Here is a 26,632-nt window from a genome sequence, read left to right as displayed (position 1 = left end):
TTTCAAATGTTTACTTATAAATTAATAAAACGAACCGTTGATGAAAGAAATAGCACCATATACCGATAGTATTCAGGCTACTAAAACGCTAGATAATGGAGGCCGATTTTTTAATGTATTTACAAAAGAAGATGATGGTGTTATAAGTCAAGCAGAACTCAACAAAGTTGCAGGTTTATTGAGTGGCAAGCAACAAATGATATTACATCTTGAGTTACTATTGTCAGCACTTAGTGCGAATCAAAAACAGGCTGTTTTGACAAAGTTAGATGATAGTTTAAAAGGTATCTACAGAAAGTACAAACCAGAAAAATTAACCGTTGCTGAAGCGCTTGATAAAGGGAAATTATCTTCTAATGTTATTATTTCTGGAGTTCCCCGAATGATAGATACGAAGACGGAGTTTAATGGTTTTATAATGATTCCAATTATGACAGGGAAGGTAACCACATTTTCTATGGTTCCAATTATTGATCAATATGATGTATATGAGGTTAGGGATGAAGTATCGAAAGCAAGAGTGATCATAGCACATGCCAAGGGCCAACAAAAACTCCCGGAAAAGTCGTTGGCAATAGGGGGTGTATTGAAGGAGTTGAAGAAATCAAAAATTGCCGAAACAACCAATGAAAAATACTTGGAAGCCTTTTATTATTCGATTATTAAATAGTCCTTTTTGAAACATATTAACGGTTTTTTAAATTCAGAACCTTTGTGGATGGGCAACCAATTCGGGCTGCAGCAATTTAAAATGCCAATTGTTGATCTAGAAGCCTTTAAACCCAGGCCCATTCCGACAAATCTTCGATTAGGTCATCAAATAGAACATATTTTAACCCAAATACTTGATTATTGTGATGATTATGAATTACTAGCACACAGCATTCAAATAAAAAAAGGAAATGATACCATCGGTGAGTTGGATTACCTTATAAAATCCAATTCGCGCCAAATAGTTCATCTTGAGTTAAGTTATAAATTCTACTTGCTAGACCCCGATATCTCTGAACCTATTCATCGATTGGTAGGCCCAAATAGAAGAGATATGTTTTTTACTAAACTGGATAAAACTAAAGATAAACAGCTTCCTTTGTTATATACAGACTACTGTAAGCGCACCTTAATACGTAAAGCACTACCAACAGATAATATTGAACAACAAGTTTGTTTTAGAGCGCAGTTGTTTGCTCCATACCAACGGAAATCACCATCAATTCGTCCTTTAAACACTAATTGCGTCGTAGGTTATTGGCTTCGATTTGTTGTTTTCGAAACAGATGACTTTAAGGATCATACCTACTATTTGCCAAGAAAATATGAATGGCTGCATGAGCCCCATACTGGTGTAAAATTCAATAGCTTTTTCGATACGTTAATGGAGATCAATTTACAGCATTTAAATGAACGTAGTCCTATGGTATGGATGAAAAAGAAAGATAATAGTTTAGAAAAATTTTTTGTTGTTTGGTGGTAATGGTGGGTTTAAGGTTTAAAGTTTTAGTTCCATGCTTTTACAAGTAGATGATTAATACAAAAACCCCTCCGCAGAGCAGAGGGGCATCAGCTGTAAGCCGATGAAACTTACGTTTCTTTTCTATACCTGCATTGCAGGTTGGTTACTTATAATCTTATATTTAGGTTAAGGTCTTCTTTATTGACCTCGAACTTGGCAGAATCGAATTGTGGTGGTCCAAAGCTCATGTCATTTCCGCTCATCCCGTATGATTCTTTTGGCATTCCACTAGCATCAAAATCCATTTTTTGATTTTCATTTACATCATGTAAGAGCATGATCGCATAGGTGCCAGGAGTCACATTTTTAAATGTAATAGTGACTTTACCATCTTCAATTTTTGATTCAGCATTTTGAACGCCAGGTCCTTTCATAAAAGTGTCTTCAGTATGCAGCGCATACATTGCTTTGCCTTCATTGTTCAAGAAGTTTTCTGTTACAACCGTAATGGTTATTCCTTCAGTTTTTTCTTGTGCCAAACTTACTAATGATGTTAGTGCTAGAGTGAAAATTAGTGCTAGTTTTTTCATGTTATTGTTTTTAATGATTGATATTAAATCGTTCGTTCTTTGTTAATGACAGGTCAAATATCAGCACATAGTTCGATTGTTGGAAAAGAGAACTACCCAATTGTCATTTTTATAGGATGAGTTGTTGGTTAGCATAGGGGTGAGGGTAAAAGGTTATGAACCAACTCCATTACAACCACCTGCTATTACTCAATGAAGACTACAATAACCCTCTAGCCTTAATCTCTAAATACTTATTAATAGTATTAATCGTTAAGTCCTCAGGTTCAGTAAGGATAGAGTAGATACCGTATTTTTTAAGCTCGTTGACGATTAGACGCTTTTCAAACGCAAATTTCTCAGCAATGACTTTGTCATATACTTGTTGGATAGTGTTCGCATCTTTTTGTATCAACTCGTTTAATTCGGTATTCTTAAAGAAAATGACGACCAGTAAATGATTTTTGGCCAAACCTTTTAAGTACGGTAATTGCCGATTTAAACTGTCAAGGGTTTCAAAATTGGTGTAGAGTAGTAGCAGGCTTCGATGTGAAATATTCTTTTTTATATCGGCATATAAACGACCAAAATCTGATTCGTAAAAGTCCGTTTCTACATTGTATAATGCCTCCATGATCAAGTTCATTTGAGAATTTCGGCGTTCTGCGACCACCATATTCTCCACTTTTTTCGAGAAAGCAAACATTCCTGCTTTATCTTGTTTTTTGGTGGCTACATTACTTATTACTAAGGTGGCATTAATCGCATAATCTAGAAGACTCAACCCTTCAAAGGGCATTTTCATAAGACGACCCTTATCAATAACCGAATATACGGGCTGTGATTTTTCGTCTTGAAACTGATTAATCATTAACTGGTTTTTCTTTGCAGTCGCCTTCCAGTTAATGGTCCGAATATCGTCACCAAGCACATATTCTTTTATTTGTTCAAACTCCATTGTATGGCCCAATCGGCGTATTTTTTTAATGCCATATTGCAATAAATTATTGCTTATCGCGAGTAGGTCATATTTTTTAAGTTGAATAAAAGAAGGATATGTAGGCACCATTTGCTGGTCGTCAAAAATAAAACGACGACTCACTAAACCAATGGCTGAGCTAATGTAAATATTAAGTTTGCCAAAATGATATTCTCCTCGTTCGGTTGGGCGTAATTCATATTCAACGGCTTTACTGCTCGAGGCGGGTAGACTGCGTTTAATTTTAAAGTTACGAACCTGAAATTGTTCTGGTATTTCGTCAATGATACGGGCAATAACCTTAAAGGTATAATAGTTGGTAATGCTAACCTTAATGGGATTAGGGTCACCATTTGAAAATTTCTCCGTGGTTTCTCGTTTACCTAAAATTCCTCTTTTTGTGGCAAAAAGTATGATAATATCCAGAAATGTAAACATCAGCAAAGCCAACAGAAGCCACTTTACCACATTAAATAATTGTGGATAGATATAGCTAGCTATAAAGAGCGTAAAGATGCCAATACAGCAATAAAAAAAGCTGTTATTTAAATAAAGTGCCTTTATGGATTTAAGCATACTAATGTTTAACGAGGTATCTCTACCGCGTCAATTATTTGTCTAATAATCTGTTTTGAACTAATACCTTCCATCTCCCTTTCAGGGGTAACAATTACACGATGTTGTAATACTGGAATGGCCGCTTTTTTAATATCTTCAGGAGTAACAAAATCGCGTCCTGAAATAGCGGCAAATCCTTTGGAAGCTGCTAAGATGGCAATTGATGCACGTGGCGAAGCACCTAAAAACAAAAATGGGTTACTGCGTGTATTTACTATTAATTGGGCTATATAACTAAGCAAATGTGGCTCCACAATAATCTCGTTGACCAAGGCTTGAAATTTCTCAATTTGATCTTTGGACAAATGCGATTGTACTTTTTCTAATTTGTTAGCACCTTTAAGTGCATGCTCACGGTTTAGAATTTCAACTTCTTCTTCTAGTTTTGGATAGTCTACATCAACTTTGAAAAGAAAACGATCTAATTGCGCTTCAGGTAATCGGTAGGTACCCTCTTGTTCAACCGGATTTTGTGTTGCCAAAACCATGAAAGGAGCGTCCATCTCATATTTAGTACCATCAATGGTAATCTGGCGTTCTTCCATTACTTCAAATAAGGCTGCCTGTGTTTTTGCAGGAGCTCGGTTAATCTCATCGATCAATATCATATTTGAAAAGATAGGCCCCTTTTTAAATTCAAACTCTGATTTTTTCATATCAAAGATCGAGGTACCTAAGATATCAGAGGGCATTAAGTCCGGTGTAAATTGAATTCTGCTAAACCCAACATCTAAAGATCGTGCCAATAGCTTTGCCGATACGGTCTTAGCAACTCCAGGTACTCCTTCAATTAAAGCGTGGCCTTTTGCCAACATGGCAACGATAAGCATATCGACCATTTCTTTTTGACCGACAATGACCCTGCCAATTTCGGTTCTAATGGCTGCAATTCCTTCTTGCAGTTCGGTAAGGTCTATTCTGTTTTGAAAACTGAGATCTCCATTTGTAGTCGCATCTGTAACGGGTTGAATTGGCTTGATGTCAGACTTGTTTTCTTCTGGTTGTGCTCCTTCTTGATTTTCCATAGGGTCTAATTGCTATAAAATTTTTCAATGTTTTTATTAATCCGAAGTAAATCGTCTTCAGAACAGTATTTTTTCCCTTTAAGTTGGGCTATTAATTTGAATAAACGTTCTATTTGTTCCTTGTCTTTTCCTGATTTTAAGGCTAGATTCTTAACAAACTTCTCATCCATTACCTGGGTGTCTATATAATAGGTGCGCCTTATACTTTCAAGAAAGTAGGTAATCTTCTTTTCAACTAAATTATTATGATTTTTACTTTCGTAGTATAAGTTGCCAATTGTTTTAGTAAAAGCAATGGTTGTATTTTCTAGAGGCTTTATCACTTTAACGATGCGTTGTCTGCGCTTAGCATTAAAGATGATAAAGATTAACAACGCAGCAAGACCAAACTGCCAAGCCCAACGCAGCGGTGGTTGGTTCATGATAAAGCGTAGCTCATTATCACCTAATTCATCACCAACTTTATTTACTGAAGCAAAATAAACCGCACCGTCCGGGATATAAGATAGTACAGCCTCTGTATATTTTTTGTTATACTCTTTAAGTAGGTGATAATTGGTGAATGTTGCGGGCTGCAGATGTAAATAAATGGCACCTTTATTTTTAAAATCGACCTTTACAAAATTAACTCTGGTCGTATCATGTGCGGTTAATTTATGATAGCCCAAGACGGTAGTAGTAGCCGTATCTAAGGTTGTGAAATAACTTTGATTTAAGCCGCGATTAATAGTAATGGAATCGTTTTTAAACCGTTTATTGGCAAGTGAAATATTCCCTTTTTTAGATGGTTGAAAATCAGTCTTAACATCAAGCGCTAAGGTATCTAGTAAATGAGTCGGAGGATAGGTGTTTGATATAAAAAGTGTATTACCATTTTCAACAAATTTCAATAACTCGTTTGTTGAATATTTATCAACATAGCCTCCTTTGTTAATAGACAGAAATGTCCCCTTGGCATCAAAAGTGCCTTCTTCCCAATCAAAAGACTCGTTTAGGTATTCATAGGCTGTTCGTCTTATCGTTACAACAGAATCAATACCATCTAGATTTTCCAGTTGTTCTCTCAAAATCTTTAAACCGAATGGTTTAGTATGTTTTTCATTGTAGCTAGGTCGCCAATCGACGGGTGTGGGTTGAGAAAACTCTATAGCAACGATACCCACAAAGAATAGGATTAGTAACAGGATATATATACGAGCGGTTTTGTTCATGCGGCAGTAGCTTTGATTAACAAATCAAAGGCATTACTTGCCTTTACAAACTCATCGTCATTTACATCGAACTCACCATACCATATATAATTGTATAAGTAAGAGGTATAGCCGAACTCTTTCTGTAAGTTTTTATCTTTTAATTCATTTTGATAGTCACTATTGGTTTTTTCAACATCATACTCAATCAACTCCTTATTACTCATGTTTTTTAATAACCATAAATAATAATAACGCACTGCCATCCGGTAATTTTTTTCTTCTTTGGCTTGTTGTACCAAAGCAACGAAATCGGTTTCATGAATATTGGTTTCTACATCAACACCATTTACGACTCCTTTATCTGATGCTCTGCCAAAAATCCAATTGCCTTCATCATTCATTATTGCTCTAACAATAAAATAGACCACTAAAGCTAGAAGTGCAATACCGCCAATCCAGTAAAGTAATGTTATGAAATTTGAATTCGAAGCGTTTCGTCTAGTATCAAAAAGTTCAGCCCAAAAACGTCTCCAGCTTTCTTTAAAACGGGCCCACCAGCCTGTTGGATTAGTTTCGCGATCGTATCGATATTCTTCACCTTTATATAGCTCATTTAAATCTTCAGGAAATTCACGAGGATTCCGTGCACTGTCATCTTCAACGTTGTCTAATATTTCCTGTGGATTTAATACTCCATGAATAATACTTGTTTCTTCTTCCTCATCTTCATCAACTTCAATAATGTCTTGGGAAAACATAATTCCTACACTAAAAAAGCTTAGTAAGAAAAATACAAACAAATATTTGATATGTATTGAAGTACTACTCACCCGAACCTATCTGGTCTATTACACTGCTGGTATTAATATGTTCAGTCTCCTCTTTATAGGTGTAGAAAATAAGACTTTGATTAATTTGAAGGATTAAACCACAAAATGTTTGGATTACAAAGCTAATAATGTAAGAAACTAACAATATGATGATCATAATTGTTGAAGAATCCGCTATATCCATTTGGGCTTCCGGAGTCATGGTATAGATTCCCGCACCCGTAAATAGTGTTTGGATTAAGCTAAACCCAACCTGTACTACATAATACATTAAAACTAAAATACCGAGGCAGCCTATGGCATGCATAAACTTATTACCCAGAACACTAAAGCTATAACCAATAGAATCAAAAATACCGCGTTCGCCCCGTATATATTCCATTAATGTAGAGTGAAAAAAGAGCATAGGTATAGCAATAACAGCAGGAATTAATAACATACCAACGATGGTAATTGCAACAATGAAGACACCTATGCTAGTAGCAATGATCGCAGGGATAGCTAATAGAAAAATGGAAACTAAAACATAGATGATTAATTTACCAAAATTAGCTTTCAATTTATTGAACACTTCTTTGGAGGTAAAACTGGTACCGCCATTTTCTTCATAAAGTTTAAAGTAAATAGGAGTGAATGAATAGTTTACTACAGCGGCTATAATGGCAAAGATTATGAAGACAAACAGTAATACAATAGCTGTCGGCCCATAATTATCGATAAAATTTTCAACTTCCGATTGCCCACCACCATAAATAGTGCTGGTCATTAAATTGGCATAAAACTTTGAAAAGAAGTATGCAAATGTCATTAAAATAAGAAGAAAGATACCGTTAATAATCAGGTAGTTTTTAAAAAAATGCTTCCCGTTAAACTTAACAAAGTCAAACGTATCACTAAAAAATGAACTAAAGTCTCTAGATTTAAATAGTTCCATATTGGGAATTGAATTTTCTTTTTACAATATGCGGATAGATCAAATAATAAAATGAGATCAAGCTTAAAGTCACTAAAATTATCGTCACCGACCCCCAATTGGGCATGGTATTGTAATAACGGGTAATAAACCCTTCTAAGAATCCCGCTGCGATGGTAAAAGGCATCGTGCTTATCAAAATTTTAAAACCATCTTTTAGGCCACGGGTGAATGATAATTTTCTTGAATATGTTTTAGGAAATAAGATGCTTGCACCTAGCATAAAGCCAGCAGCGCCTTCGATAACAATGGCAAAAATCTCCATGCTTCCATGAATCCAAATGGCGCGAACACTTTCCCAAAAAACACCTTCTTCATAAAACATATATTGAAAAGCACCCAGCATGATTCCGTTTTTAAACATGATATAACCGGTGCCAATACCACCAAAAATGCCAAGAAAAAAGTTGTAAATACCTACCCGAAGATTGTTAAAAGTGATTCCGAAAAAGGTGCCAAAATGGCTACCTCCCTTATATACGGCTGCAGGGTCTCCTTTTTCAATGTTTTCTAAAGTCATATTCACATAGTAATCTCCAAGAATAAGCCTTACAAATGAATCATCATTCATTGCAGAAATAACACCGATGGTAACAAATAAGCCAAATACTAAAAACGCGTAAAGTACGTATCTTCTATACTCATGCATTAACAAAGGTACTTCTGTTTTAAAGAAGTGAACAAAGCGATTTTTATCCTCGCGTTTGGTCTTATATATTTTTTGAAAAGCTTTTGCTGCCAAATTGTTTAAATAGATTATTGTCTTACTTTTGGCGTAATAGGTTTGAGCAAAAGACAGGTCATTCATTAATTGAATGTAGAGTGAAGCGAGCTCATCTGGATTTTTAAAATTGTTGGTAAAAATGGCCTTTTCAAAATCGAGCCATTTTTCCTTATTTTGCTTGATAAATGCAGCTTCTCTCATAAGAGGCTAATGTAATACTTTAAATGTCAGAATTACAAGTAAACACTACACAAAATGTTAATTTAAACTTTACGGCGGCGACTGTGGGGCATCGAATTCTTGCATTCATAATTGATTTTTTAATTATCGCAGCCTACTGCTTTGTGTCGCTGTACATTTTATACGAAGTGCTGGGTTTTAATAGCTGGACACGTGACTGGGATGGTTGGTCCAAATCTTCTGTTGTGACGATCGTTTTATTACCTGCAATTTTTCACACCTTATTATTTGAAATGCTACTCGAAGGGCAAACCGTTGGTAAACGTATAATGAAAATTAAGGTGATTAAAATCGACGGTTATCAAGCTGGCTTTGCGGATTATATTGTGCGCTGGATGTTTCGTACAGTAGAAATTTATTTAGGTAGTGGTATTATAGGCATGATGGCGATCGTATTGAATAGTAAAAACAGAAGGTTAGGCGATATAGCTGCTGGAACAGCAGTCATTAATCTAAAAACTAATATTAATATTTCTCACACCATTTTAGAAGAAATTCATGAGCAGTATCAACCTATGTTTCCTAGCGTGATAAGACTTTCTGATCGGGATGCTACTATTATAAAAGATAGCTATTTGATTGCAAAAAAGAATAATGATCTTACTACAATCATTAAGTTGCGAAAGAAAATTGAAGAGGTGATCGACGTGAAGAATACATTATCTTCTGATTATCATTTTATTGATACTATATTGAAAGACTACAATTTTTATACTCAGAAAATGTGACACTCTTCGAGGTTTTTGATATGACAGGAACATTTGCATTTGCTGTTTCAGGTGCACTTACTGCCCTGAAAAAGCGAATGGATACCTTCGGTATTTTTATTATTGCTTTTGTCACAGCTGTTGGCGGTGGCACGCTTCGGGATGTTTTAATAGGGAAAACTCCGGTTTCCTGGATGACCGATTTATTAAATGTTTATATCATTTTCGGAGCAACTGTATTTACCATTCTTTTTAGAAACTACCTAAAATACCTTAGTAAGTCGCTTTTTCTGTTTGATACCATAGGATTGGGAGTTTTTACACTATTGGGTATTAAGGCTGGCTTATCGGTTGGGATTAGCGCTGTTGCTTGTGTCGGACTTGGGGCTATGACCGGTAGTTTTGGTGGTGTCATTCGGGACATATTATGTAATGAGATTCCAGTAATTTTTAGAAAAGAAGTATATGCCACTGCATGCATACTTGGCGGTGTATTCTATTTTGCGGCAAAACATACAGGAGCAACTGATTTGGTGATGGATATTGGTTGTGCCACTACGGTGATTGTAGTTAGGTTATTGGCTGTACGTTTTAAGTTGCAACTGCCAGTGGTTTATAGTAGGTAGTTTTCAGTTGTCTGTTTGATCAGGCTAGAGGAACCTTAAACTCGAAGGCATTAAAGCATTTTCAACATTCGATGCATTTTTAGTTGATCTGATTTTAGACCTGGGTAGTCTAAGTCCCAATTGCTCCAAGTATTAAATCCCATTTTCTCGTAGAATCTTTTTGCTGGACTTGTATGCATGACATCAACCCAGAGCACTTTCTTTCTTAATTCAGATGCTAACTTCATAATGTGATTAAGCGAAGCGTGACCAATTCCTTTTCCTGAAAACTCGTTAAGGATATATATTTTTTCAAGCTGAATTGCCTCTGCCGTTTTGTAAGAGCCAATCTTACTATTTAATTCCAATTTGTAAAAACCGACTAATACTTTAGCAACATATATTAGGTAGTAGGCCAAGTTTTCATTTTTAAGATCGGTTGCAAATACGTTTCGGGTAAACGCCTTTTGTATATAATATTCGGGTTTGTTTTGCTCCCAAACACTGGTATACGCTTGTAAATACGCTTTTTGCGCAATAGGCACTAAAATATCAATGTCGTTATTGGTGAGTTGCTTAAAACTTATACCTTCCATTTAATATTACAACCAATACTTGGTTTTTGAATAATATCTACTAGTGCTCCTTTTACTGTGGCATCGATCGCTATTCTCAAATCCTTACCGGTAACAGCGATTCCGTTCCCCGGACGGGAATCATCTAATTGGCCGCGATACGTTAGTTTTAAATTGGAATCAAACACATAGAAATCCGGAGTGCATGCTGCGTCATAATCTTTTGCCACTTGTTGGGTTTCATCATACAAGTAGGGGAAATTAAAGCCTTCATCAAGAGCATTTTGTTTCATTAACTCAGGGGAGTCGGCGGGATAATTTTCAACATCATTACTCGATATTGCGATAAAACCAACTCCACTATCTGCGTAATCAGCACCTATTGCCGCTAATTCCGCATTTACATGCTTTACAAAAGGGCAATGATTGCAAATAAACATAATAACGGTGGCTTTTGCACCTTTTGCTTGCTCTAGCGAAATATTATTTCCTGTAACAGTATCAAGGAGTTCAAAGTCAGGAGCGATTGTTCCCAACGGAATCATATTTGAAGGTGTACGGGCCATTTTTTTTGGTGTAAAAGTTAATACTCACTACTGATTACTCACTACTCACTACTCACTACTCACTACTTACTACTCATTACTAATATATTATTACATCATCTTGGAAAAGAAAATCGCATTCATCAACAATTTATTGGTGCCATACCAGAAAGCTCTAAAGTTGGTATTGTCCGTGAAAACAGTAACACGACCTCGACCTAAGCGCTTTGTTTGAAATGGTACCGTATTTTTTAAGCTATCTAAATTTTCTTCAGAAATATAACCTGCTAATAAGGGTTTTGAAGTATATTTAATTGGATTGTTATAGCTGTTTTTATCGGGTTTTATGTGAATATTGGTGTTTCTAAAAAGAGATATTTCATCATTTTTATATCCAAAGTTAATTGGGTGTGATCTATCAATATTGGCCTCGAAAATTGCACCACCGGTAACTTGTGCCCCTCTAAAATCACGACGTTGATCGAACTTAATATTTTTCGCTTCCATATCATTCTCTTTCAGCTCTAGCTTGATAAATTCTTTACGTTTAAGCCAGCTTACGGCATTTCTGTAACCAATTAGCGTACCACCATTACGAACCCAAGTCTTCAATTTCTTTGCACTATTATCACTTAAACCACCCCAACTATTTGGAAGTATAAAGTGTGTATATTTTGATAGGTTTACATTGTCAAAACTCCGAGTGTCAATTCGAGTTACGTTCATTTCATATCGTGTATCAAATAAATGCCAAATCTCACCCGCATCGTAACTGGTCACACCGTCACCAACCAACATAGCTACTTTTGGGAGGGTTAGGGCATCAAAGTCATTACTTCCTAAGTCAATGCCGATGGTATTTCCCGTATTCACCCCTGTTATGCTAATATGACTTTCTTCTGCTACTTCTTTTAAGAATTTAAAAAGCTCGTCAGACTTTAATTTTTGATTTTGTACTGGTACCATAATGGTTCCATAATCATAATTAACATCATTTAATTTGAATGGAGTAGCACCCACTTTTGCACGAAGTCCTTTCTTTAATATTTTATGTAGTGCTTTTGGTGTATAGTATTCATGCCACTCGAACAAATAGGCATAGTTACTTTTATTAATAGTACTTTTTGGGGCCTTGAGATCAGTGATTTCCGCTCCTGCCTGATTCAGGTTACTCAGCATTTCATGATCTAAACCAAAAGCCAGAGGGAATGTCCATGCTGATATATCATAAAAGATACTGTCCTGAAAACTTGTTTGACGGTTAAACATGGCCTTAATTAGCTTGTAATTTTGTTGCTGCATTGGCACGACATAACCATATCCCTTTTTATACTTTTTGCCTTTTTGGGTAAAATTGTCTTTCAGCTCATGTACTGTTATTTGGTGCCTTTTCAAAATTTCAGCAAGATGATATGCTTTGGTGGCATCTTTTTCATCGCCAAAAACAATAGCCTTTGTTCTATCTGAAGTGGCTTCTTTTTTAGCATCGCTATAAAAACTACGTTGGTAGTTAAGAATCTTCGTTCTCATTTCTTTCGCAGCTTCCAATGTTGATAAAGCTGCTGTAAACTGATTTCTTATAGAAAAGGGAAAGGTGACCACACCATTTTCACTTTCTTGAGCATGGCCACGAGAACTGCCTTGTTCGAATAAAATACCAATACCGCCATTTACATCTGGAAAAGTACTTCCTTTGCCATAATAGAAATCATCAAAGCCTTCTTCAGCATAATACAGAGAACCAATTTTATCAAGAGCATCAATGTGAAACTGACTAATTTCCTTAGTTAATTGCTGATTCATTTTCGGGGTAAGCGGATTCGTTCTTGATGGTACTCCAGGCTGAAAGAAGAAAGTACTGTTAGTACCCATTTCATGATGATCTGTCAAAACATTTGGCATCCATTTATGAAAACTAGCAATTCGGGCTCTTGATTCAGGTAATTGTACTGGTAGCCAGTCTCTATTCATGTCAAACCAATAGTGATTGGTTCGACCGCCCGGCCACACTTCTCTAAACTCACGATCGTTGTTATCCGTGTTTAGATGAATGCTTTTGTTGGTGTTCGCCCAATACGCAAAACGAGATAACCCGTCTGGATTGTAAGAGGGATCAAACAAGATTATAGCATCGTTCAATAATGCGTCGATTTCAGGACCTTGCGCTGCTGCAAGATGATATGCAGCTAATAAGGCAGCGTTAGAACCACTTGGTTCATTACCGTGTATAGAAAAACCTTGATACACTACAATAGGAATATCATTTACATTTTTTGAGGATTTTCCGGAAGCAAAATCATTGTGCTCTCTTCTGAGTTGATCAATATTTTGATGATTTTTTGGAGAGGTGATGGTCAATAATAATAGTGGTCTGTCTTCAAATGTCTTGCCGCGGTCTTCAATAGTAATTCTGTCTGATGCTGCAGCAAGAGCCTTCATGTAATACGCTAACTTGCTGTGGTAAACATGCCATTGCCCTACTTGATGACCAATAATACTTTCCGGGGTAGGAATATCAGGATTATAGGTGATGTTTTGGGGTAAATAATAAGAGAGATCAATAGTTTTTTGAGCAGTACAAAGTGCAGATACTGTTAGTAGCAGCAGAAAAATTTTCTTCATAGTTGTTTGGTGTAGTGGTTTGTTGGTGATGTAGTAAAAATAAAAAAAACCGTATTGATATTATCAATACGGTTTTTATATAATACGTTAAAACTTTCTAAATATCGTCAAAGCTGACATCGGTAAAGCTATCAGTACCTTTATTATCTTCGCTGGCGCTTTCATTCTCTTCATAATCTCTTTTAAAGTCACGCTGATGACGTTCTGAAATGACTTCCTGTCCTTTTTCATTGACTATATACTGGGTCATTTCCTCAAGAATTTCTTTAAAAGAATCAAAATCTTCTTTATACAGGTAAATTTTGTGTTTTTTGAAATGGTACGATCCGTCGTCGTTCGTAAATTTCTTACTTTCCGTTACAGTTAAATAGTAATCTCCTGCTCTTGTAGCTCTTACGTCAAAAAAATATGTTCTACGTCCGGCTCTTAATACTTTAGAAAAAATCTCTTCCTTTTCTAAAATTGATTTTTCACTCATATTCCTTCTACTTAAATCTAAGTTGGTTTAAACTGAACCAAATTTGTAAAAAAAAAAGTTAGCCACCAACAAATTCTTAGATTTCTTTTTCAGAGAGTTGCTTGTTATAAAGCTCTTTGTAGTATCCATCAATGTTTAAGAGAGAATCATGATTTCCTTCCTGAATAATATGGCCATCCTCTAATACGATTATTTTGTCAGCATTTTTAGCAGATGATACACGATGACTTACAATTATCGTAGTAGTATCTTGAGATATGCTGTATAGATTATTCAAAATCTGTTCTTCAGTTTCGGTGTCAACTGCAGATAAACAGTCGTCAAAAAGAAGTAATCTAGGGTTTTTTATGATAGCACGCGCTATCGATACACGCTGTTTCTGTCCACCTGACAATGTGATTCCGCGTTCACCAAGAACGGTATCATAACCTTTAGCAAAACCAATTATGTTTTCATGGACGGCGGCATTTTTAGAAGCTTCGATTACTTCTTCTTCAGTTGCCTTTTGCTTGCCAAACTTGATATTGTTTTTAATACTATCAGAAAATAAAAACGCATCTTGTGGTACATAACCAATGCTTTTTCGAAGATCGAATAAGTTCATATCTTTGATAGCACGGCCATCTATTTGAATAGCTCCGGAATTAATATCATACAAGCGGCCTATAAGGTCGAGAATGGTCGATTTCCCTGAGCCGGTTTTTCCGATAATAGCTAAAGTCTCACCTTGCTTAATGCTAAAAGAAACATTTTTTAATGCAGTAATGTTAGTATCATCATAAGTAAAACTCACATTTTTAAACTCAATATCTCCTAATACAGGTGTAGGATTCTCGTTATAATTTACAATAGCAGGTTCTTCGCTTAAAAATTCATTAATGCGTTTTTGAGATGCTTCAGCTTGTTTTACTATACTGGTCACCCAACCAACTGTGGCAACCGGCCAGGTGAGTAAGTTTACATATATAATAAATTCCGCAATAATACCTATGCTGGCTATTTCTCCACTAATGTATTGTTGACCGCCAATAAAAATCACGGTTAGGTTGCTTACCCCAATAAGCAATAGCATTAGTGGGAAAAATAATGCCTGTACCTTCGTAAGATCAATTTGTTTGTCCTTACTTTCATTAGATAATAACGCAAATGAAGCATTGGTTTGCGGTTCAATACCGTAGGCCTTGATGACCGATATGCCACTGAATGATTCTTGCGTGAAGGTTGATAATTTCGATAAATACTCCTGTACGATAGTACTACGTCTATGAATCGCTCTACTAAGCCTGTATATGATAACCGAGAGTATGGGTAGCGGTATGATGGTATATAAAGTCAATGTTGGTGCAACATTAAACATATAAATCAACGCTATAATGAAAAGTGTTAGCGTATTAATGCTATACATGATGGCTGGTCCGGAGTACATTCTTGTTTTACTTACGTCCTCACTAATACGGTTCATCAAATCGCCAGTTCTGTGACTCTTGTAGAAACTAAGTGATAGTCGTTGATATTGTTGATACACTTCATTTTTGAGATCATATTCAATATATCGAGATACATTAATAATGGTCTGGCGCATTAAAAAGGTCAAAATTCCTGCGATGATTGCAGCACCAATAATCAGTAAGATGTTTTCTACTAATTCAGTTTTTAAGACAGCTTTGTCAGTTATGATGCCCTCTTCATAATCGATAACCGCATCAATAGATTCCCTGATAAGGCGTGGTGTAAATAACAAAAATATCCGCGCCACTATGGTTATAATAATACCGAGGGTAAGTTGTTTACGATATTTGCGAAAGTATTTATTTAAATGCTGAAGTTCTTTCATTTACAAATTTGCTAATCAACGTTAAAGTATGCACATTTGACAATTTTAATAGTATTTTATGTAGAATTATTCAAAATGAAGTTATTTTTGCGCTATCATTTTGCGAATAATAAAATACATCTATTATAACAACTAAGTAATAATGACATCAGAAATACTAGAAAAAAAAGACTTGATAAAGGCCGATCCAGTGTTTGGACAACTTTCTTTTAACGACCATGAGCAAGTTGTTTTTTGTCAGGATAAAGATACAGGTTTAAAAGCAATCATTGGAATTCATAATACAGTTTTAGGTCCTGCTTTAGGGGGTACCCGAATGTGGTCGTACCAAAGTGAATGGGATGCCTTAAATGATGTATTACGCCTTTCCAGAGGTATGACTTACAAAGCCGCTATTACGGGATTGAATTTGGGCGGTGGCAAAGCGGTCATTATAGGAGACGCTAAAACCCAAAAAACACCGGAGTTGATGAAACGCTTTGGTGAATTTGTACATACTTTAGGCGGTAAATACTATACTGCCGAGGATGTAGGTATGGATACTGCTGATATGGATCTGGTACGAACAGTAACTCCTTTTGTTACCGGAATTTCTGAAGAGATTGGTGGTGCAGGAAATCCTAGTCCAATCACTGCTTATGGGGTGTATATGGGATTGAAAGCTGCCGCAAAGTATCAATTTGGGACTGATGATTTAAGAGGAAAGAAAATTTTAGTACAAGGTATAGGACATGTAGGCGAAACTTTAGTAGATTATTTGGCTAAAGAAGATACTAATATTGTCATTTCTGATATTAACGAAGAACGACTAGAAGTGGTTAGTAAAAAATACAATACCACGATTTTTAGAGGTGTAGATATTTTTGATGAAGATATGGACATTTACGCTCCATGTGCTTTAGGCGCAACCTTAAACGATGTGTCAATAACCAAATTGAAGGCTAAGGTGGTGGCTGGTGCAGCAAATAATCAATTAGCAGATGAAACTAGACATGGGGCCATGCTTAAAGACAGCGGTATTGCTTATGCTCCAGATTTCTTAATAAATGCTGGTGGTATTATTAATGTATATACCGAGTTAGAATCTCATGATCGGGATTGGATTATTAAAACAACTGAAAATATTTATAACACTACTTTAGATATTTTTAAGCATGCCGAAGTGAACGGGTATACATCACATCAGTCAGCCTTAAGTATTGCTCAACAACGAATTGATGATCGAAAAAAAGGCATTAAAAAGTAGCTTTTTTTTAGTATAATAGTATTTTTGCAGGGCGAAAGAAAATAACTTCTTTCGCCTTTTTTATTCATAGCCAAGTTCTTTATAAATGTTGACAAGAAGACATATTCGGGTGAAAGTAATGCAATCTGTTTACGCATTTCAACGTGCTAATAATGATGATCTTAAACCTCAAGAAAAGTTTTTGAATGCCAGTATGGATCATATGTATGATCTATACTTAATTATGATTAACCTGTTGTTGGAAACTAGAGCACTGGCAGAGGTTCAATTAGAAAAAGGACAAAAGAAATACTTGGCAACAGCCGAAGAAAAAAACCCTTCCAGAAAATTTATAGAAAACGAACTACTCACTACACTATCAAATAATTCTAATTTGATACACTTGTTAGATGATCGTAAACTACGAAATTGGAAAGATGACGATGAATACGTCCGTATCATTTACGATGCGATTGTTGAAAGCGACTTGTATCAGGTCTATCTACAAGATGAGAAAAGATCATTTAAGGGAGATTTGAACATTATAATAGATTTATACAAGCAAGTGATTGCTCCTAACGATAAGTTGTATGATTACTTAGAGGATAAACGCCTAACTTGGCTTGACGATTTACCTTTGGTAAATACAATGGTGTTAAAAACACTTCGGAAAATAAATCAGGACGTTGACTTTAAACTACCAAAGCTGTTTAAGGATGAAGATGATAAAAAATTTGCAATAGACCTTTTTCGAAAAACGGTACTTAATGACGAAGCATTAGGAAAAGAAATAGAAGGAAAAACACCAAATTGGGATAAAGAGCGTATTGCACAACTTGATGCCGTATTATTACGAATGGCGATATGCGAGTTTACAAAATTCCCTTCGATACCGGTTAAGGTTACTATAAATGAGTACTTAGAAATTGCAAAAGAATATTCAACTCCTAAGAGTAGTGTCTTTATTAATGGTATTCTTGATAAACTTGTAAAAGAATATCAGCAAAAAGGGACGTTAAATAAGGTCGGACGGGGTTTGATGTGAATAAAAAAATAGTATTTTTACCCATCAAAATTAAACAAAAATGAAAAAAATAGCTCTTTTATCAAGTGTGATATTGCTAACCTTTGCCATTGGTTGTAAAGAAAATGCAACTTCAAAAGTAAAGGCAGAAAATGTAGAAGTGGCTGCTCAACGAGATGCCAATGTAGGGAACTTTCCTGTGATGAAGTTTGAAGAAAACGAATGGGATTTTGGTGAAATCGAATCGAGAGCGGCTCAGCAGCATGTTTTTAAGTTTACCAATACAGGAAAAGCTCCTTTGGTAATAGCAAATATTAATACTACTTGTGGTTGTACTGCTCCTGAGTGGACCAGAGAACCTGTTGCACCAGGTGCTAGTGGAGAAATTCTTGTAAAGTTCAATGGTAGTGGCCAGAATCAAGTCACTAAACGTTTAACAGTAAACGCTAATACAGAGTCGGGTAAAGAGACTTTAACAATCAAGGCGTTTGTAAAGCCAGCAGCAACCGCAGCAGCGGCAACTAGCGGCAAATAATAATAAGTACCTGAAGTAAACGAGATGGAAGGATTAGGAGGACAGTTACCTTTTATATTGATGATGATCGTGGTGATATTCTTTTTTATGATATTACCAGCACAACGACGTCAAAAAAAGGAGAAGAATTTTGCAAGTAGCTTAAAACGCGGCGATCGTGTCATTACCAAAAGTGGTATGCATGGTAAAGTACTTGAACTTAATGATAAAGATAATACCTGTGTTATTGAAACAGGTGCAGGAAAAATCAAGTTTGAGCGTAGCGCATTGTCAATGGAAATGAGTCAGAAGCTAAATGCTCCTGCAGCGCCGGCGAAAAAATAGCATAGCAAATAGTACGATTGGATATAAAAGCCCGGCTAAATCTTAGCCGGGTTTTTTGTTTCTCTTAAAGTAAGCTGATTTAAATCGGACTTATTTATATTTATCATGGAGCCCTACACCGTCCATTATCATCGGAATGATTTTTTCCAATCTACTTAATTTAGTAGCTTCTCTTTTCGCCTCATTGATATACTCAATGAATTCTCTTTTTTTTCCTGGAGTTAGATCATCGAATTTAGATTGAAATCTTTTGTCATCTGCTAGTTTTTGTTCTAGCAGCTTCGGTACCACATCCGACTTTTTTTCTATTCGAATTTCTTTGCCATCTTTTTGATTTTGAACGGCTTCTTCAATATAGCTAGTAATGAATTCCGAATCCATTTCATTTATTGATGTAAAACGCCATTGCCGCATTCCTTTTGTCTTCCCTTCTTGGGCATTGACCAATACCTTCTTTTTGTCTTTTAAAAATGAACCTTGAAAAAACCATAAGCCTGCATAGGCCTTGAATGCTCCCAAACCAATAACATTTTTATTGTTCAAGGTATAAACAGGAAAATTCCACTTAAAATCTTCTTTTAACTCGGACTGATTTAAAAGTTTTCTCAAGAAACTAAGTTCTTCACCCCATTGTATGTTTCGTTTAAAATATCGTTCTAATCGTTCGGATTTTTCCATAACAGGTAGAGTTTACAGGAAAGAAGATACAAATTTGTGTGAAATAAGAAGAACTGAAATCAAAAACACCTGCCGAAACAGGTGTTTTCTTAGTTTGCAAAAACAAGTAGACTGTATAGGTCAAAATTGGGGACTTTGCTTTTGTCAAATGTAAATGATGATTTGATCAGAAATCATCGACTAATTCAAAATAATTAGTGCTATTTATATCGTAATTGCACTGCAATATAAATTAGACACCTTCGATAGAATGAAGTTTTGTTTAAAAAAGTATGGCTTTTCGATAAACAACTGATTTTTAAGGATAAAAATCCATTTATTTAAAGTTTTACTGCTTCTTTTGCTATGTTAACGATTACTTCAACGGCTTTGACCATGCTTTCTACAGGGACATATTCATAACGACCATGAAAATTATGTCCTCCGGCAAATATATTTGGACAAGGTAATCCCTTATAACTTAGTTGTGAGCCATCAGTTCCGCCTCTTATGGGTTTAATTATTGGTTTTATGTTAGCTATTTGCATGGCCTTTTCAGCTAGATCAACAATATGCATAACTGGTTCTATCTTTTCACGCATATTGTAATATTGATCAGCAATTTCTACATTCACTAGTTCTTTTTGGTACTTGCTGTTAATATCATATGCCAATTGCTCGAACATGTTTTTACGTGCTGCAAAATGCCCTTTGTCATGATCTCTAATAATATACTCTAAATGGGTTACGTCTACATTGCCATTAATATCAGTTAAATGAAAAAAACCTTCATAACCTTCGGTATGCTCTGGTGTCTCCATTTTTGGTAACGAATCAATAAATTCTTGAGCGATATACATACTGTTGATCATCTTTCCCTTGGCATAACCAGGATGTACAATTTTACCTTTTATATGAACCTTGGCACCTGCAGCATTAAAGTTTTCATATTCTAACTCGCCTATTTGGCTGCCATCCATTGTATAGGCCCAATCTGCTCCAAATTTTTGAACATCAAATAAATGAGCGCCACGGCCTATTTCTTCATCTGGAGTAAATCCTACTCTAATGGTACCATGTTTAATTTCAGGATGTTCAAGCAAATATTTCATTGCTTCCATGATTTCGGTAATACCTGCTTTATCATCAGCACCTAGTAGGGTAGTGCCATCAGTTGTTATCAAGGTTTTTCCTTTATATTGTTTAAGATCATCAAACTCCTTGGGAGATAAAATAATATCGAGTTCTTCATTTAGAACAATATCTTTTCCATCATAGTTTTCAATTATTTGTGGGCTCACATTAGCTCCTGTAAAATCCGGAGTAGTATCAAAATGAGAAATAAATCCTATAATAGGAACCTCGTGATTAACGTTAGTTGGTAATGTTGCCATGATATAGGCATTATCATCAATGCTTACATCACTCATTCCCATTTCTTTTAATTCATTAGCTAATTTATTTGCTAGGTCCCATTGCTTTTTTGTACTTGGACAAGTGTCAGAATTCGGGTCAGATTCCGTGTCGATGGTAACATAACTAATAAAACGATTTATTAGTTGTTCTTTATCAATCATAAGGCGGGCTTTTTCATCATAAATTTACGACACATGTGTTAAAATAAACCAGGGATTTTTCCTTTTTTATCATGCTCTTTTTATAAGTAGTAACTTTAGATGTTTGCTTTTTAAACTACCATACCTATTTGCTATTTTTGTGCTACTACACCTTATTATATGTATCGATTACTAATCAAACCCATACTTTTTCAATTCGATCCTGAAAAAGTTCATTATTTCACTTTCTCACTTATTCGTTTTTTATGTAAAATTCCTGGATTTAAGCAGCTATTTCGAAACTTATATGTGGTCGATAACCCGGGATTAAAGCGCGAGTTGTTTGGTCTTACTTTTAATAATCCTGTGGGACTAGCCGCGGGTTTTGATAAGGATGCCAAGTTGTACAACGAGTTGTCAAATTTTGGATTTGGATTTGTGGAAATCGGTACGTTAACCCCAAAGCCACAGGATGGTAACCCAAAGCAGCGTTTATTCCGACTGAAAACAGATAGTGCTATCATTAATCGAATGGGATTTAACAATGGGGGAGTTGAAGATGCTGTAAAACGATTGAAACAAAATAAGGGTGTTTTAATTGGTGGAAATATTGGTAAAAATAAGGTGACACCAAATGACAAAGCGGTGGATGACTATACCATTTGCTTTAATGCATTATATGATTATGTTGATTATTTTGTAGTAAATGTTTCTTCACCAAATACTCCCAATTTAAGAGCATTACAGGATAAAGAACCACTGACGCATTTATTGAATACGTTACAGCATCTAAATAACATTAAGCAAAAACCAAAACCAATTTTATTAAAAATAGCGCCTGATCTTACAGATGAACAGTTATTGGATATTATTGATATTGTAAAAGACACAAAAATTGCTGGAGTTATTGCTACCAACACTACAATATCGCGAAAAGGGTTAAAAAGTCCCATCACTTTGGCGAGTCAAAAAGGGGGATTAAGTGGAAAACCCCTAACCAATCGAAGCACTGAAGTAATAAAGTTTTTGGCAGAAAAAAGTAATAAAGCCTTCCCCATTATTGGTGTGGGCGGTATTCACTCAGCAAAAGATGCTCTTGAAAAATTGGAAGCCGGTGCAGATCTTCTTCAATTGTACACTGGTTTTATTTATGAAGGCCCTACTCTTATAGGTAAAATAAATCGTGCTATTTTAAAGCGTGTTTCGTAAATGGATTATGGAATACTTATCTCATTTATAGGTACAACGATGACCTTGGCAATTATGCCAGGTCCCGATAATATATTTGTATTAATGCAAAGCATGGTGAATGGTTTTAAGTACGGCTTTGCTACCGTTTTAGGACTAATGACAGGCTGCATTATTCATACTTCATTGGTTGCATTTGGCGTTTCAGCAATAATAAAAGCTAATGATTATTTGTTTTTTGGCTTAAAACTGTTTGGCGCAATCTATCTTTGCTATCTGGCGTGGATTGTGTATAACAGCAGTGGTGAAATTGTATTAAATAGGAAGGGTATTCAGAAAAAAAGTACCATTCAACTATTTAAACAGGGCTTTATAATGAATGTATTAAACCCAAAGGTTTCCATATTCTTTCTCGCATTTTTTCCCCGTTTTTTGTTTAGTAATACGTATTCCGAACTTGTCCAGTTTTACAGTTTAGGCTTTCTATTCATTCTGGCAAGCTTTTTTGTATTCACATTAATTGCATTATTGGCAGGAATGATATCAGGCTTTTTAATAAAGAATCCAAGATCCGGTTTGGTGCTAAAATGGCTCCAGATCATTGTTTTTGTAGGGATCGCCATTTTTATTTTAGTCCCGGATAAATAAATTATTTTTACGTAGGTTATTTTTCAACTATATGCAGCAAGTAAAATTAATTGAATGTCCGCGTGATGCCATGCAAGGTATCAAGACATTTATCCCTACGGATAAAAAAGTGCAATACATTCAATCGTTGTTGCGTTGTGGTTTTGATACTATCGATTTTGGGAGTTTTGTTTCACCAAAAGCCATTCCGCAAATGGTAGATACCGCTGAGGTGCTTTCAAAACTAGATCTTTCAAAAACCAGCAGTAAATTACTTGCTATTGTTGCGAATGTACGTGGCGCTACTGATGCTGCAAAGCATGAACCTATTGATTATTTGGGGTATCCTTTTTCTATTTCAGAGAACTTCCAAATGCGAAATACTCATAAAACAATAGCCCAATCTATCGATGTTTTAAAAGAGATTTTAGAAATAGCCTCTAACTCAAACAAAAAAGTAGTTGCTTACCTCTCGATGGGATTTGGTAATCCGTATGGCGATCCTTGGAACGTTGATATTGTTGGCGATTGGACCGAGAAATTAGCTAGCATGGGAGTGTCTATATTGTCTTTGTCAGATACCGTTGGTAGCTCTACACCCGAAGTGATATCCTATCTATTCTCTAATTTGATTCCTAAATATCCGGAGGTCGAGTTTGGTGCCCACTTACATACGACACCAACTAAATGGCATGAAAAAGTTGATGCCGCTTACAAGTCTGGTTGCCGAAGGTTTGACGGAGCTATTCAAGGTTTTGGAGGCTGTCCAATGGCTAAAGACGAACTGACAGGAAATATGCCAACCGAGCGGATGGTGTCTTATTTTACTGCGGAAAAAGCAAATACAAATATCCGGCCTATGAGCTTTGAAAGTGCTTATAATGAGGCAAGCAAAATCTTTAATCACTACCATTAAGAAGACTTAAGGCATTGCCTAATTGTTAAATATTATTTTTATTTAAAATAAATCTAAATAAAGGTTGTTTGTTTAGATTTACAACTATATATTTGCTTCGTATTTATAATCAGTCTAAATAAACATAAACACAAAATAATGAAGCTAATTACCAAATCACTAGCGCTTACTTCGCTATGTTTTATAGGATTTTCTTGTTCATCGGATGATGATAACATGCCTCCTATCGATAATACAGTAGTTGCACCGGCAACATATTCTTTCGAAAGAGATGGAAGTAGTACTGTAAGTTTTGGTGGGCAAACCACTAGAATAAAAATGGGAGAGGAACTAGCCGATATGCTAAAAGATTGGGATAACAACTCAGAGCAAATTTTGCTGGATATGTATGCCAATCAAAATACTCCGTTCGCAGAGGCAGCATTGAATGGCGAAACAACAAAAATTTTGAAAGCAAAAACTGCTAATTCTGCTGACTTTTTTGCTAACGATCCAACCGCTTCAGCGGAAATTAGAGCAGAGTTTGAAGACTTTATGACCAAGCAAATTACTGAAGTAAAACCGAATATAGATGTAGTAGCTACTGCAGGGAACGCTGGCCAAATTGCAGATGGTTCTAGTACCCGTTATGTAAATGATAAGGGGTTGGAGTATGATCAAGCAATTGTAAAAGGCTTAATAGGTGCTTTAATGGCAGATCAAGCAATTAATCACTACTTAGGTACTAATGTTTTAGATGAGTCAACCAATAGAGCAGATAACGACGCAGATATTGTTGCAGAGGGCAAAGTATATACTACTATGGAGCATAAGTGGGATGAAGCGTTTGGGTACGCTTATGGGTTAAACGCCGATCCTGCAAATCCGAATGCTGATCTAGGGGCTGATAGCTTTCTTAACAAGTATATTGGTCGTGTAGAAGGTGATGATGATTTTGCCGGGATAGCAGCTGATATTTTTGATGCCTTTAAATTAGGACGCGCGGCTATTGTTGCCAAAAATTATACAGTAAGAGATGAACAAGCCAATATTCTAAGAGGATTGATCTCAAAAGTAATTGGTATTAGAGCGGTTTACTATTTACAGCAAGGAAAAAATGCACTAGCCAATGAGGATTTTGGTGGTGGTTTTCATGATATATCAGAAGGTTATGGTTTCATTTACAGCTTACAATTTACTCGTAAGCCTGGTACCAACGAACCTTATTTCACAAGAACACAAGTCCAATCAATTATAAGTCGTTTAATGGGTGATGGTGATAATGGTCTTTGGACAGTTACCAGTGAAACTCTTGATGCTTTATCAGCAGAAATTGCTGCAGAATTTGACTTCACAGTAGCTCAAGCTGGAAGCTAAAAAGAACTTTGTGTGTCTTACACGAGTTTTTGGTTTTGAATGTTGAAAAAAGGGATGGGTTAATTACCGATAATTCATCTCTTTTTTTACCTTTGCTCCGCTTTAATTAGAATAAATAAAAATAAGAAGCATGAAAAAGATAATCACCTTTTTGATTATTGGATTGGTACTTATCGCATGTTCAGACGATAATGGTGATGGGGGAGATCAGACATCAGATAATTTTGATAGAGTAGCTCTTCTAACAAATTGGGCTGACAATATTATCATACCCGCTTATGCAGATTTTAATGCCAAGCTTAATGATTTGCAAACTTCCTTTAACACATTTGAGAACGAGACTACTCAAGAAAACCTAGTTGCTCTTCGTGCGGAATGGTTAACATCTTATAAGGTATGGCAACGTGTTTCGATGTTCGAGATAGGTCCGGCCGAACAAGTTGGCCTAAGACTTAACATCAATTCATATCCTGCAAGTGTAACCAAAATAGGCGATAATATCACGTCCGGATCGGCCAATTTAAGTTTGCCTTCTAACAGAGATGCAAAAGGTTTTCCGGCAATAGATTATTTGTTAAACGGTTTGGCAAGCACCGATGGCGAAATTGTTCAAATTTACTCAGGTAATTCTGAAGGGGAGGCGCATTTAGATTATCTAAAGCTTGTTATTCAAGATATGACCTCCTTATCTAATAGTGTAGCTTCAAGCTGGACTAATGATTATCGCGATACTTTTGTGAATAACAGCGGAAGTTCAGCAACTGCTTCTGTAGATCGTTTTGTAAACGATTTTATATTCTATTATGAGAAGTTCTTAAGAGCAGGGAAAATGGGTATTCCTCTTGGGGTTTTTACGGGCACTCCGGCACCTAATACCATAGAAGCTTTTCACAAAGCTGATGATGTTTCAAACGAATTGTTTTTAGTTGGACTTCAAGCAAGTATTGACTTCTTTAACGGTAAGCATTACAATTCAACGACGCGCGGAGAGAGTTTGAAATCGTATTTAGATGAGTTAAATACAGTGAAAAACGGTGCGGATTTATCCGCAGCGATAAACACACAATTGGAAACAGCTAAAACAGCCGTTTCAGCCTTAGGAGCATTTCGAACAGAAATAGAAACTAATAATCCACCTACGCAAATGCTTAATGCATATCAGCAAGTACAGGCTGCGGTACCGTTGTTTAAAGTAGACATGGTCTCTGCAATGAGCATTAGTATAGATTTTGTTGATGCTGATGGTGATTAATC

At 35.8% G+C, this 26,632-nt stretch carries 27 protein-coding genes; 13 read left to right on the top strand and 14 right to left on the bottom strand.

Going from position 1 to position 26,632, the window contains the following annotated elements:
• Positions 1 to 40 precede the first annotated feature (40 nt).
• Together ABN763_RS08930 and ABN763_RS08925 are read left to right on the top strand one after the other, a co-directional pair.
• The gene (locus tag ABN763_RS08930; protein ID WP_410485113.1) at positions 41 to 670 is read left to right on the top strand and encodes a hypothetical protein; all 630 of its coding nucleotides are present in this window, start codon (positions 41 to 43) and stop codon (positions 668 to 670) included.
• Between the two features lie 6 nt (positions 671 to 676).
• The gene (locus tag ABN763_RS08925) at positions 677 to 1,474 is read left to right on the top strand and encodes a DUF1853 family protein (protein WP_410485112.1); all 798 of its coding nucleotides are present in this window, start codon (positions 677 to 679) and stop codon (positions 1,472 to 1,474) included.
• A 146-nt stretch (positions 1,475 to 1,620) separates the two neighbouring features.
• Here the strand turns inward: ABN763_RS08925 and ABN763_RS08920 are convergent, their stop codons facing one another.
• The 7 genes from ABN763_RS08920 to ABN763_RS08890 form a co-directional block, all read right to left on the bottom strand.
• Complete coding sequence (locus ABN763_RS08920; protein WP_410485111.1) at positions 1,621 to 2,043, bottom strand: DUF2141 domain-containing protein; 423 nt, start codon at positions 2,041 to 2,043, stop codon at positions 1,621 to 1,623.
• A 199-nt stretch (positions 2,044 to 2,242) separates the two neighbouring features.
• Positions 2,243 to 3,577: a DUF58 domain-containing protein gene (locus ABN763_RS08915; RefSeq protein ID WP_410485110.1), complete on the bottom strand. Its 1,335-nt coding sequence runs from the start codon at positions 3,575 to 3,577 to the stop codon at positions 2,243 to 2,245.
• A gap of 8 nt (positions 3,578 to 3,585) precedes the next feature.
• On the bottom strand, positions 3,586 to 4,644 hold the full coding sequence (locus tag ABN763_RS08910; RefSeq protein ID WP_410485109.1) for an AAA family ATPase: 1,059 nt from the start codon (positions 4,642 to 4,644) through the stop codon (positions 3,586 to 3,588).
• A 5-nt stretch (positions 4,645 to 4,649) separates the two neighbouring features.
• Positions 4,650 to 5,855, bottom strand: a complete 1,206-nt coding sequence (locus tag ABN763_RS08905; RefSeq protein ID WP_410485108.1) for a DUF4350 domain-containing protein — start codon at positions 5,853 to 5,855, stop codon at positions 4,650 to 4,652.
• Positions 5,852 to 6,595: a DUF4129 domain-containing protein gene (locus tag ABN763_RS08900; RefSeq protein ID WP_410485107.1), complete on the bottom strand. Its 744-nt coding sequence runs from the start codon at positions 6,593 to 6,595 to the stop codon at positions 5,852 to 5,854. Before ABN763_RS08900 ends, ABN763_RS08905 begins: the two co-directional genes overlap by 4 nt.
• A 64-nt stretch (positions 6,596 to 6,659) precedes the next feature.
• Positions 6,660 to 7,601, bottom strand: coding sequence for a hypothetical protein (locus ABN763_RS08895; protein ID WP_410485106.1), 942 nt, complete (start codon positions 7,599 to 7,601; stop codon positions 6,660 to 6,662).
• The gene (locus tag ABN763_RS08890; protein ID WP_410485105.1) at positions 7,588 to 8,565 is read right to left on the bottom strand and encodes a stage II sporulation protein M; all 978 of its coding nucleotides are present in this window, start codon (positions 8,563 to 8,565) and stop codon (positions 7,588 to 7,590) included. The genes ABN763_RS08895 and ABN763_RS08890 overlap by 14 nt, the downstream gene beginning before the upstream one ends.
• Before the next feature lie 23 nt (positions 8,566 to 8,588).
• On the opposite strand from ABN763_RS08890, the gene ABN763_RS08885 reads away from it, so the two are divergent.
• On the top strand, positions 8,589 to 9,332 hold the full coding sequence (locus ABN763_RS08885) for an RDD family protein (protein WP_410485104.1): 744 nt from the start codon (positions 8,589 to 8,591) through the stop codon (positions 9,330 to 9,332).
• Positions 9,333 to 9,352: 20 nt separating this feature from the next.
• Positions 9,353 to 9,937 carry a trimeric intracellular cation channel family protein gene (locus tag ABN763_RS08880; RefSeq protein WP_410485103.1) on the top strand — a complete coding sequence of 195 codons (585 nt, stop codon included), beginning with the start codon at positions 9,353 to 9,355 and terminating at the stop codon, positions 9,935 to 9,937.
• A 50-nt stretch (positions 9,938 to 9,987) separates the two neighbouring features.
• Here the strand turns inward: ABN763_RS08880 and ABN763_RS08875 are convergent, their stop codons facing one another.
• From ABN763_RS08875 to ABN763_RS08855, 5 genes are all read right to left on the bottom strand, one after another.
• Complete coding sequence (locus ABN763_RS08875; RefSeq protein WP_410485102.1) at positions 9,988 to 10,512, bottom strand: GNAT family N-acetyltransferase; 525 nt, start codon at positions 10,510 to 10,512, stop codon at positions 9,988 to 9,990.
• The gene (locus tag ABN763_RS08870) at positions 10,500 to 11,057 is read right to left on the bottom strand and encodes a thioredoxin family protein (protein ID WP_410485101.1); all 558 of its coding nucleotides are present in this window, start codon (positions 11,055 to 11,057) and stop codon (positions 10,500 to 10,502) included. The genes ABN763_RS08875 and ABN763_RS08870 overlap by 13 nt, the downstream gene beginning before the upstream one ends.
• Before the next feature lie 90 nt (positions 11,058 to 11,147).
• Positions 11,148 to 13,658, bottom strand: coding sequence for a M14 family metallopeptidase (locus ABN763_RS08865; protein WP_410485100.1), 2,511 nt, complete (start codon positions 13,656 to 13,658; stop codon positions 11,148 to 11,150).
• A gap of 97 nt (positions 13,659 to 13,755) precedes the next feature.
• Positions 13,756 to 14,136: a PUR family DNA/RNA-binding protein gene (locus tag ABN763_RS08860; protein ID WP_410485099.1), complete on the bottom strand. Its 381-nt coding sequence runs from the start codon at positions 14,134 to 14,136 to the stop codon at positions 13,756 to 13,758.
• 76 nt (positions 14,137 to 14,212) lie between these two features.
• Complete coding sequence (locus tag ABN763_RS08855) at positions 14,213 to 15,970, bottom strand: ABC transporter ATP-binding protein (protein WP_410485098.1); 1,758 nt, start codon at positions 15,968 to 15,970, stop codon at positions 14,213 to 14,215.
• Between the two features lie 142 nt (positions 15,971 to 16,112).
• Here ABN763_RS08855 and ABN763_RS08850 point away from each other — a divergent pair, with 142 nt between their 5' ends.
• The 4 genes from ABN763_RS08850 to yajC all read left to right on the top strand — a co-directional run bounded on the left by ABN763_RS08850 (position 16,113) and on the right by yajC (position 19,078).
• Positions 16,113 to 17,216 (top strand): Glu/Leu/Phe/Val family dehydrogenase, encoded by a 1,104-nt coding sequence (locus ABN763_RS08850; RefSeq protein WP_410485097.1) that lies wholly within the window; start codon positions 16,113 to 16,115, stop codon positions 17,214 to 17,216.
• Positions 17,217 to 17,301: 85 nt separating this feature from the next.
• Positions 17,302 to 18,240, top strand: a complete 939-nt coding sequence (gene nusB, locus ABN763_RS08845; protein WP_410485096.1) for a transcription antitermination factor NusB — start codon at positions 17,302 to 17,304, stop codon at positions 18,238 to 18,240.
• A 40-nt stretch (positions 18,241 to 18,280) separates the two neighbouring features.
• Positions 18,281 to 18,754: a DUF1573 domain-containing protein gene (locus tag ABN763_RS08840; protein WP_410485095.1), complete on the top strand. Its 474-nt coding sequence runs from the start codon at positions 18,281 to 18,283 to the stop codon at positions 18,752 to 18,754.
• A 24-nt stretch (positions 18,755 to 18,778) separates the two neighbouring features.
• Positions 18,779 to 19,078 (top strand): preprotein translocase subunit YajC, encoded by a 300-nt coding sequence (gene yajC, locus ABN763_RS08835; protein ID WP_410485094.1) that lies wholly within the window; start codon positions 18,779 to 18,781, stop codon positions 19,076 to 19,078.
• A gap of 90 nt (positions 19,079 to 19,168) precedes the next feature.
• On the opposite strand, the gene ABN763_RS08830 is transcribed toward yajC, so the two are convergent.
• Together ABN763_RS08830 and pepT are read right to left on the bottom strand one after the other, a co-directional pair.
• On the bottom strand, positions 19,169 to 19,756 hold the full coding sequence (locus tag ABN763_RS08830) for a YdeI/OmpD-associated family protein (protein WP_410485093.1): 588 nt from the start codon (positions 19,754 to 19,756) through the stop codon (positions 19,169 to 19,171).
• Positions 19,757 to 20,076: 320 nt separating this feature from the next.
• Positions 20,077 to 21,312: a peptidase T gene (gene pepT / locus ABN763_RS08825; RefSeq protein WP_410485092.1), complete on the bottom strand. Its 1,236-nt coding sequence runs from the start codon at positions 21,310 to 21,312 to the stop codon at positions 20,077 to 20,079.
• A gap of 159 nt (positions 21,313 to 21,471) precedes the next feature.
• On the opposite strand from pepT, the gene ABN763_RS08820 reads away from it, so the two are divergent.
• The 5 genes from ABN763_RS08820 (at position 21,472) to ABN763_RS08800 (ending at position 26,630) form a co-directional block, all read left to right on the top strand.
• Positions 21,472 to 22,500: a quinone-dependent dihydroorotate dehydrogenase gene (locus tag ABN763_RS08820; protein ID WP_410485091.1), complete on the top strand. Its 1,029-nt coding sequence runs from the start codon at positions 21,472 to 21,474 to the stop codon at positions 22,498 to 22,500.
• Positions 22,501 to 23,127, top strand: a complete 627-nt coding sequence (locus tag ABN763_RS08815; RefSeq protein WP_410485090.1) for a LysE family translocator — start codon at positions 22,501 to 22,503, stop codon at positions 23,125 to 23,127.
• Between the two features lie 31 nt (positions 23,128 to 23,158).
• Positions 23,159 to 24,022, top strand: coding sequence for a hydroxymethylglutaryl-CoA lyase (locus ABN763_RS08810; protein WP_410485089.1), 864 nt, complete (start codon positions 23,159 to 23,161; stop codon positions 24,020 to 24,022).
• A 138-nt stretch (positions 24,023 to 24,160) separates the two neighbouring features.
• Complete coding sequence (locus tag ABN763_RS08805; RefSeq protein WP_410485088.1) at positions 24,161 to 25,378, top strand: DUF4856 domain-containing protein; 1,218 nt, start codon at positions 24,161 to 24,163, stop codon at positions 25,376 to 25,378.
• Positions 25,379 to 25,508: 130 nt separating this feature from the next.
• Complete coding sequence (locus ABN763_RS08800; protein WP_410485087.1) at positions 25,509 to 26,630, top strand: imelysin family protein; 1,122 nt, start codon at positions 25,509 to 25,511, stop codon at positions 26,628 to 26,630.
• The last annotated feature ends 2 nt before the right edge of the window (positions 26,631 to 26,632 follow it).

It is taken from the genome of Spongiivirga sp. MCCC 1A20706 (assembly GCF_046524175.1).
Classification (GTDB): Bacteria; Bacteroidota; Bacteroidia; order Flavobacteriales; family Flavobacteriaceae; genus Spongiivirga.
This window is presented reverse-complemented; position numbering and strand designations above follow the sequence as displayed.

Coding starts and splice junctions, on each gene's coding strand:
- ABN763_RS08820 (WP_410485091.1), top strand. CDS start 21,472: ATGTATCGATTACTAATCAAACCCATACTTTTTCAATTCGATCCTGAA.
- ABN763_RS08870 (WP_410485101.1), bottom strand. CDS start 11,057: ATGGCCCGTACACCTTCAAATATGATTCCGTTGGGAACAATCGCTCCT.
- yajC (WP_410485094.1), top strand. CDS start 18,779: ATGGAAGGATTAGGAGGACAGTTACCTTTTATATTGATGATGATCGTG.
- ABN763_RS08855 (WP_410485098.1), bottom strand. CDS start 15,970: ATGAAAGAACTTCAGCATTTAAATAAATACTTTCGCAAATATCGTAAA.
- ABN763_RS08890 (WP_410485105.1), bottom strand. CDS start 8,565: ATGAGAGAAGCTGCATTTATCAAGCAAAATAAGGAAAAATGGCTCGAT.
- ABN763_RS08815 (WP_410485090.1), top strand. CDS start 22,501: ATGGATTATGGAATACTTATCTCATTTATAGGTACAACGATGACCTTG.
- ABN763_RS08920 (WP_410485111.1), bottom strand. CDS start 2,043: ATGAAAAAACTAGCACTAATTTTCACTCTAGCACTAACATCATTAGTA.
- ABN763_RS08810 (WP_410485089.1), top strand. CDS start 23,159: ATGCAGCAAGTAAAATTAATTGAATGTCCGCGTGATGCCATGCAAGGT.
- ABN763_RS08880 (WP_410485103.1), top strand. CDS start 9,353: ATGACAGGAACATTTGCATTTGCTGTTTCAGGTGCACTTACTGCCCTG.
- nusB (WP_410485096.1), top strand. CDS start 17,302: ATGTTGACAAGAAGACATATTCGGGTGAAAGTAATGCAATCTGTTTAC.
- ABN763_RS08800 (WP_410485087.1), top strand. CDS start 25,509: ATGAAAAAGATAATCACCTTTTTGATTATTGGATTGGTACTTATCGCA.
- ABN763_RS08840 (WP_410485095.1), top strand. CDS start 18,281: ATGAAAAAAATAGCTCTTTTATCAAGTGTGATATTGCTAACCTTTGCC.
- ABN763_RS08865 (WP_410485100.1), bottom strand. CDS start 13,658: ATGAAGAAAATTTTTCTGCTGCTACTAACAGTATCTGCACTTTGTACT.
- ABN763_RS08900 (WP_410485107.1), bottom strand. CDS start 6,595: ATGTTTTCCCAAGACATTATTGAAGTTGATGAAGATGAGGAAGAAGAA.
- ABN763_RS08895 (WP_410485106.1), bottom strand. CDS start 7,601: ATGGAACTATTTAAATCTAGAGACTTTAGTTCATTTTTTAGTGATACG.
- ABN763_RS08905 (WP_410485108.1), bottom strand. CDS start 5,855: ATGAACAAAACCGCTCGTATATATATCCTGTTACTAATCCTATTCTTT.
- ABN763_RS08930 (WP_410485113.1), top strand. CDS start 41: ATGAAAGAAATAGCACCATATACCGATAGTATTCAGGCTACTAAAACG.
- ABN763_RS08910 (WP_410485109.1), bottom strand. CDS start 4,644: ATGGAAAATCAAGAAGGAGCACAACCAGAAGAAAACAAGTCTGACATC.
- ABN763_RS08830 (WP_410485093.1), bottom strand. CDS start 19,756: ATGGAAAAATCCGAACGATTAGAACGATATTTTAAACGAAACATACAA.
- pepT (WP_410485092.1), bottom strand. CDS start 21,312: ATGATTGATAAAGAACAACTAATAAATCGTTTTATTAGTTATGTTACC.
- ABN763_RS08885 (WP_410485104.1), top strand. CDS start 8,589: ATGTCAGAATTACAAGTAAACACTACACAAAATGTTAATTTAAACTTT.
- ABN763_RS08850 (WP_410485097.1), top strand. CDS start 16,113: ATGACATCAGAAATACTAGAAAAAAAAGACTTGATAAAGGCCGATCCA.
- ABN763_RS08915 (WP_410485110.1), bottom strand. CDS start 3,577: ATGCTTAAATCCATAAAGGCACTTTATTTAAATAACAGCTTTTTTTAT.
- ABN763_RS08875 (WP_410485102.1), bottom strand. CDS start 10,512: ATGGAAGGTATAAGTTTTAAGCAACTCACCAATAACGACATTGATATT.
- ABN763_RS08860 (WP_410485099.1), bottom strand. CDS start 14,136: ATGAGTGAAAAATCAATTTTAGAAAAGGAAGAGATTTTTTCTAAAGTA.
- ABN763_RS08805 (WP_410485088.1), top strand. CDS start 24,161: ATGAAGCTAATTACCAAATCACTAGCGCTTACTTCGCTATGTTTTATA.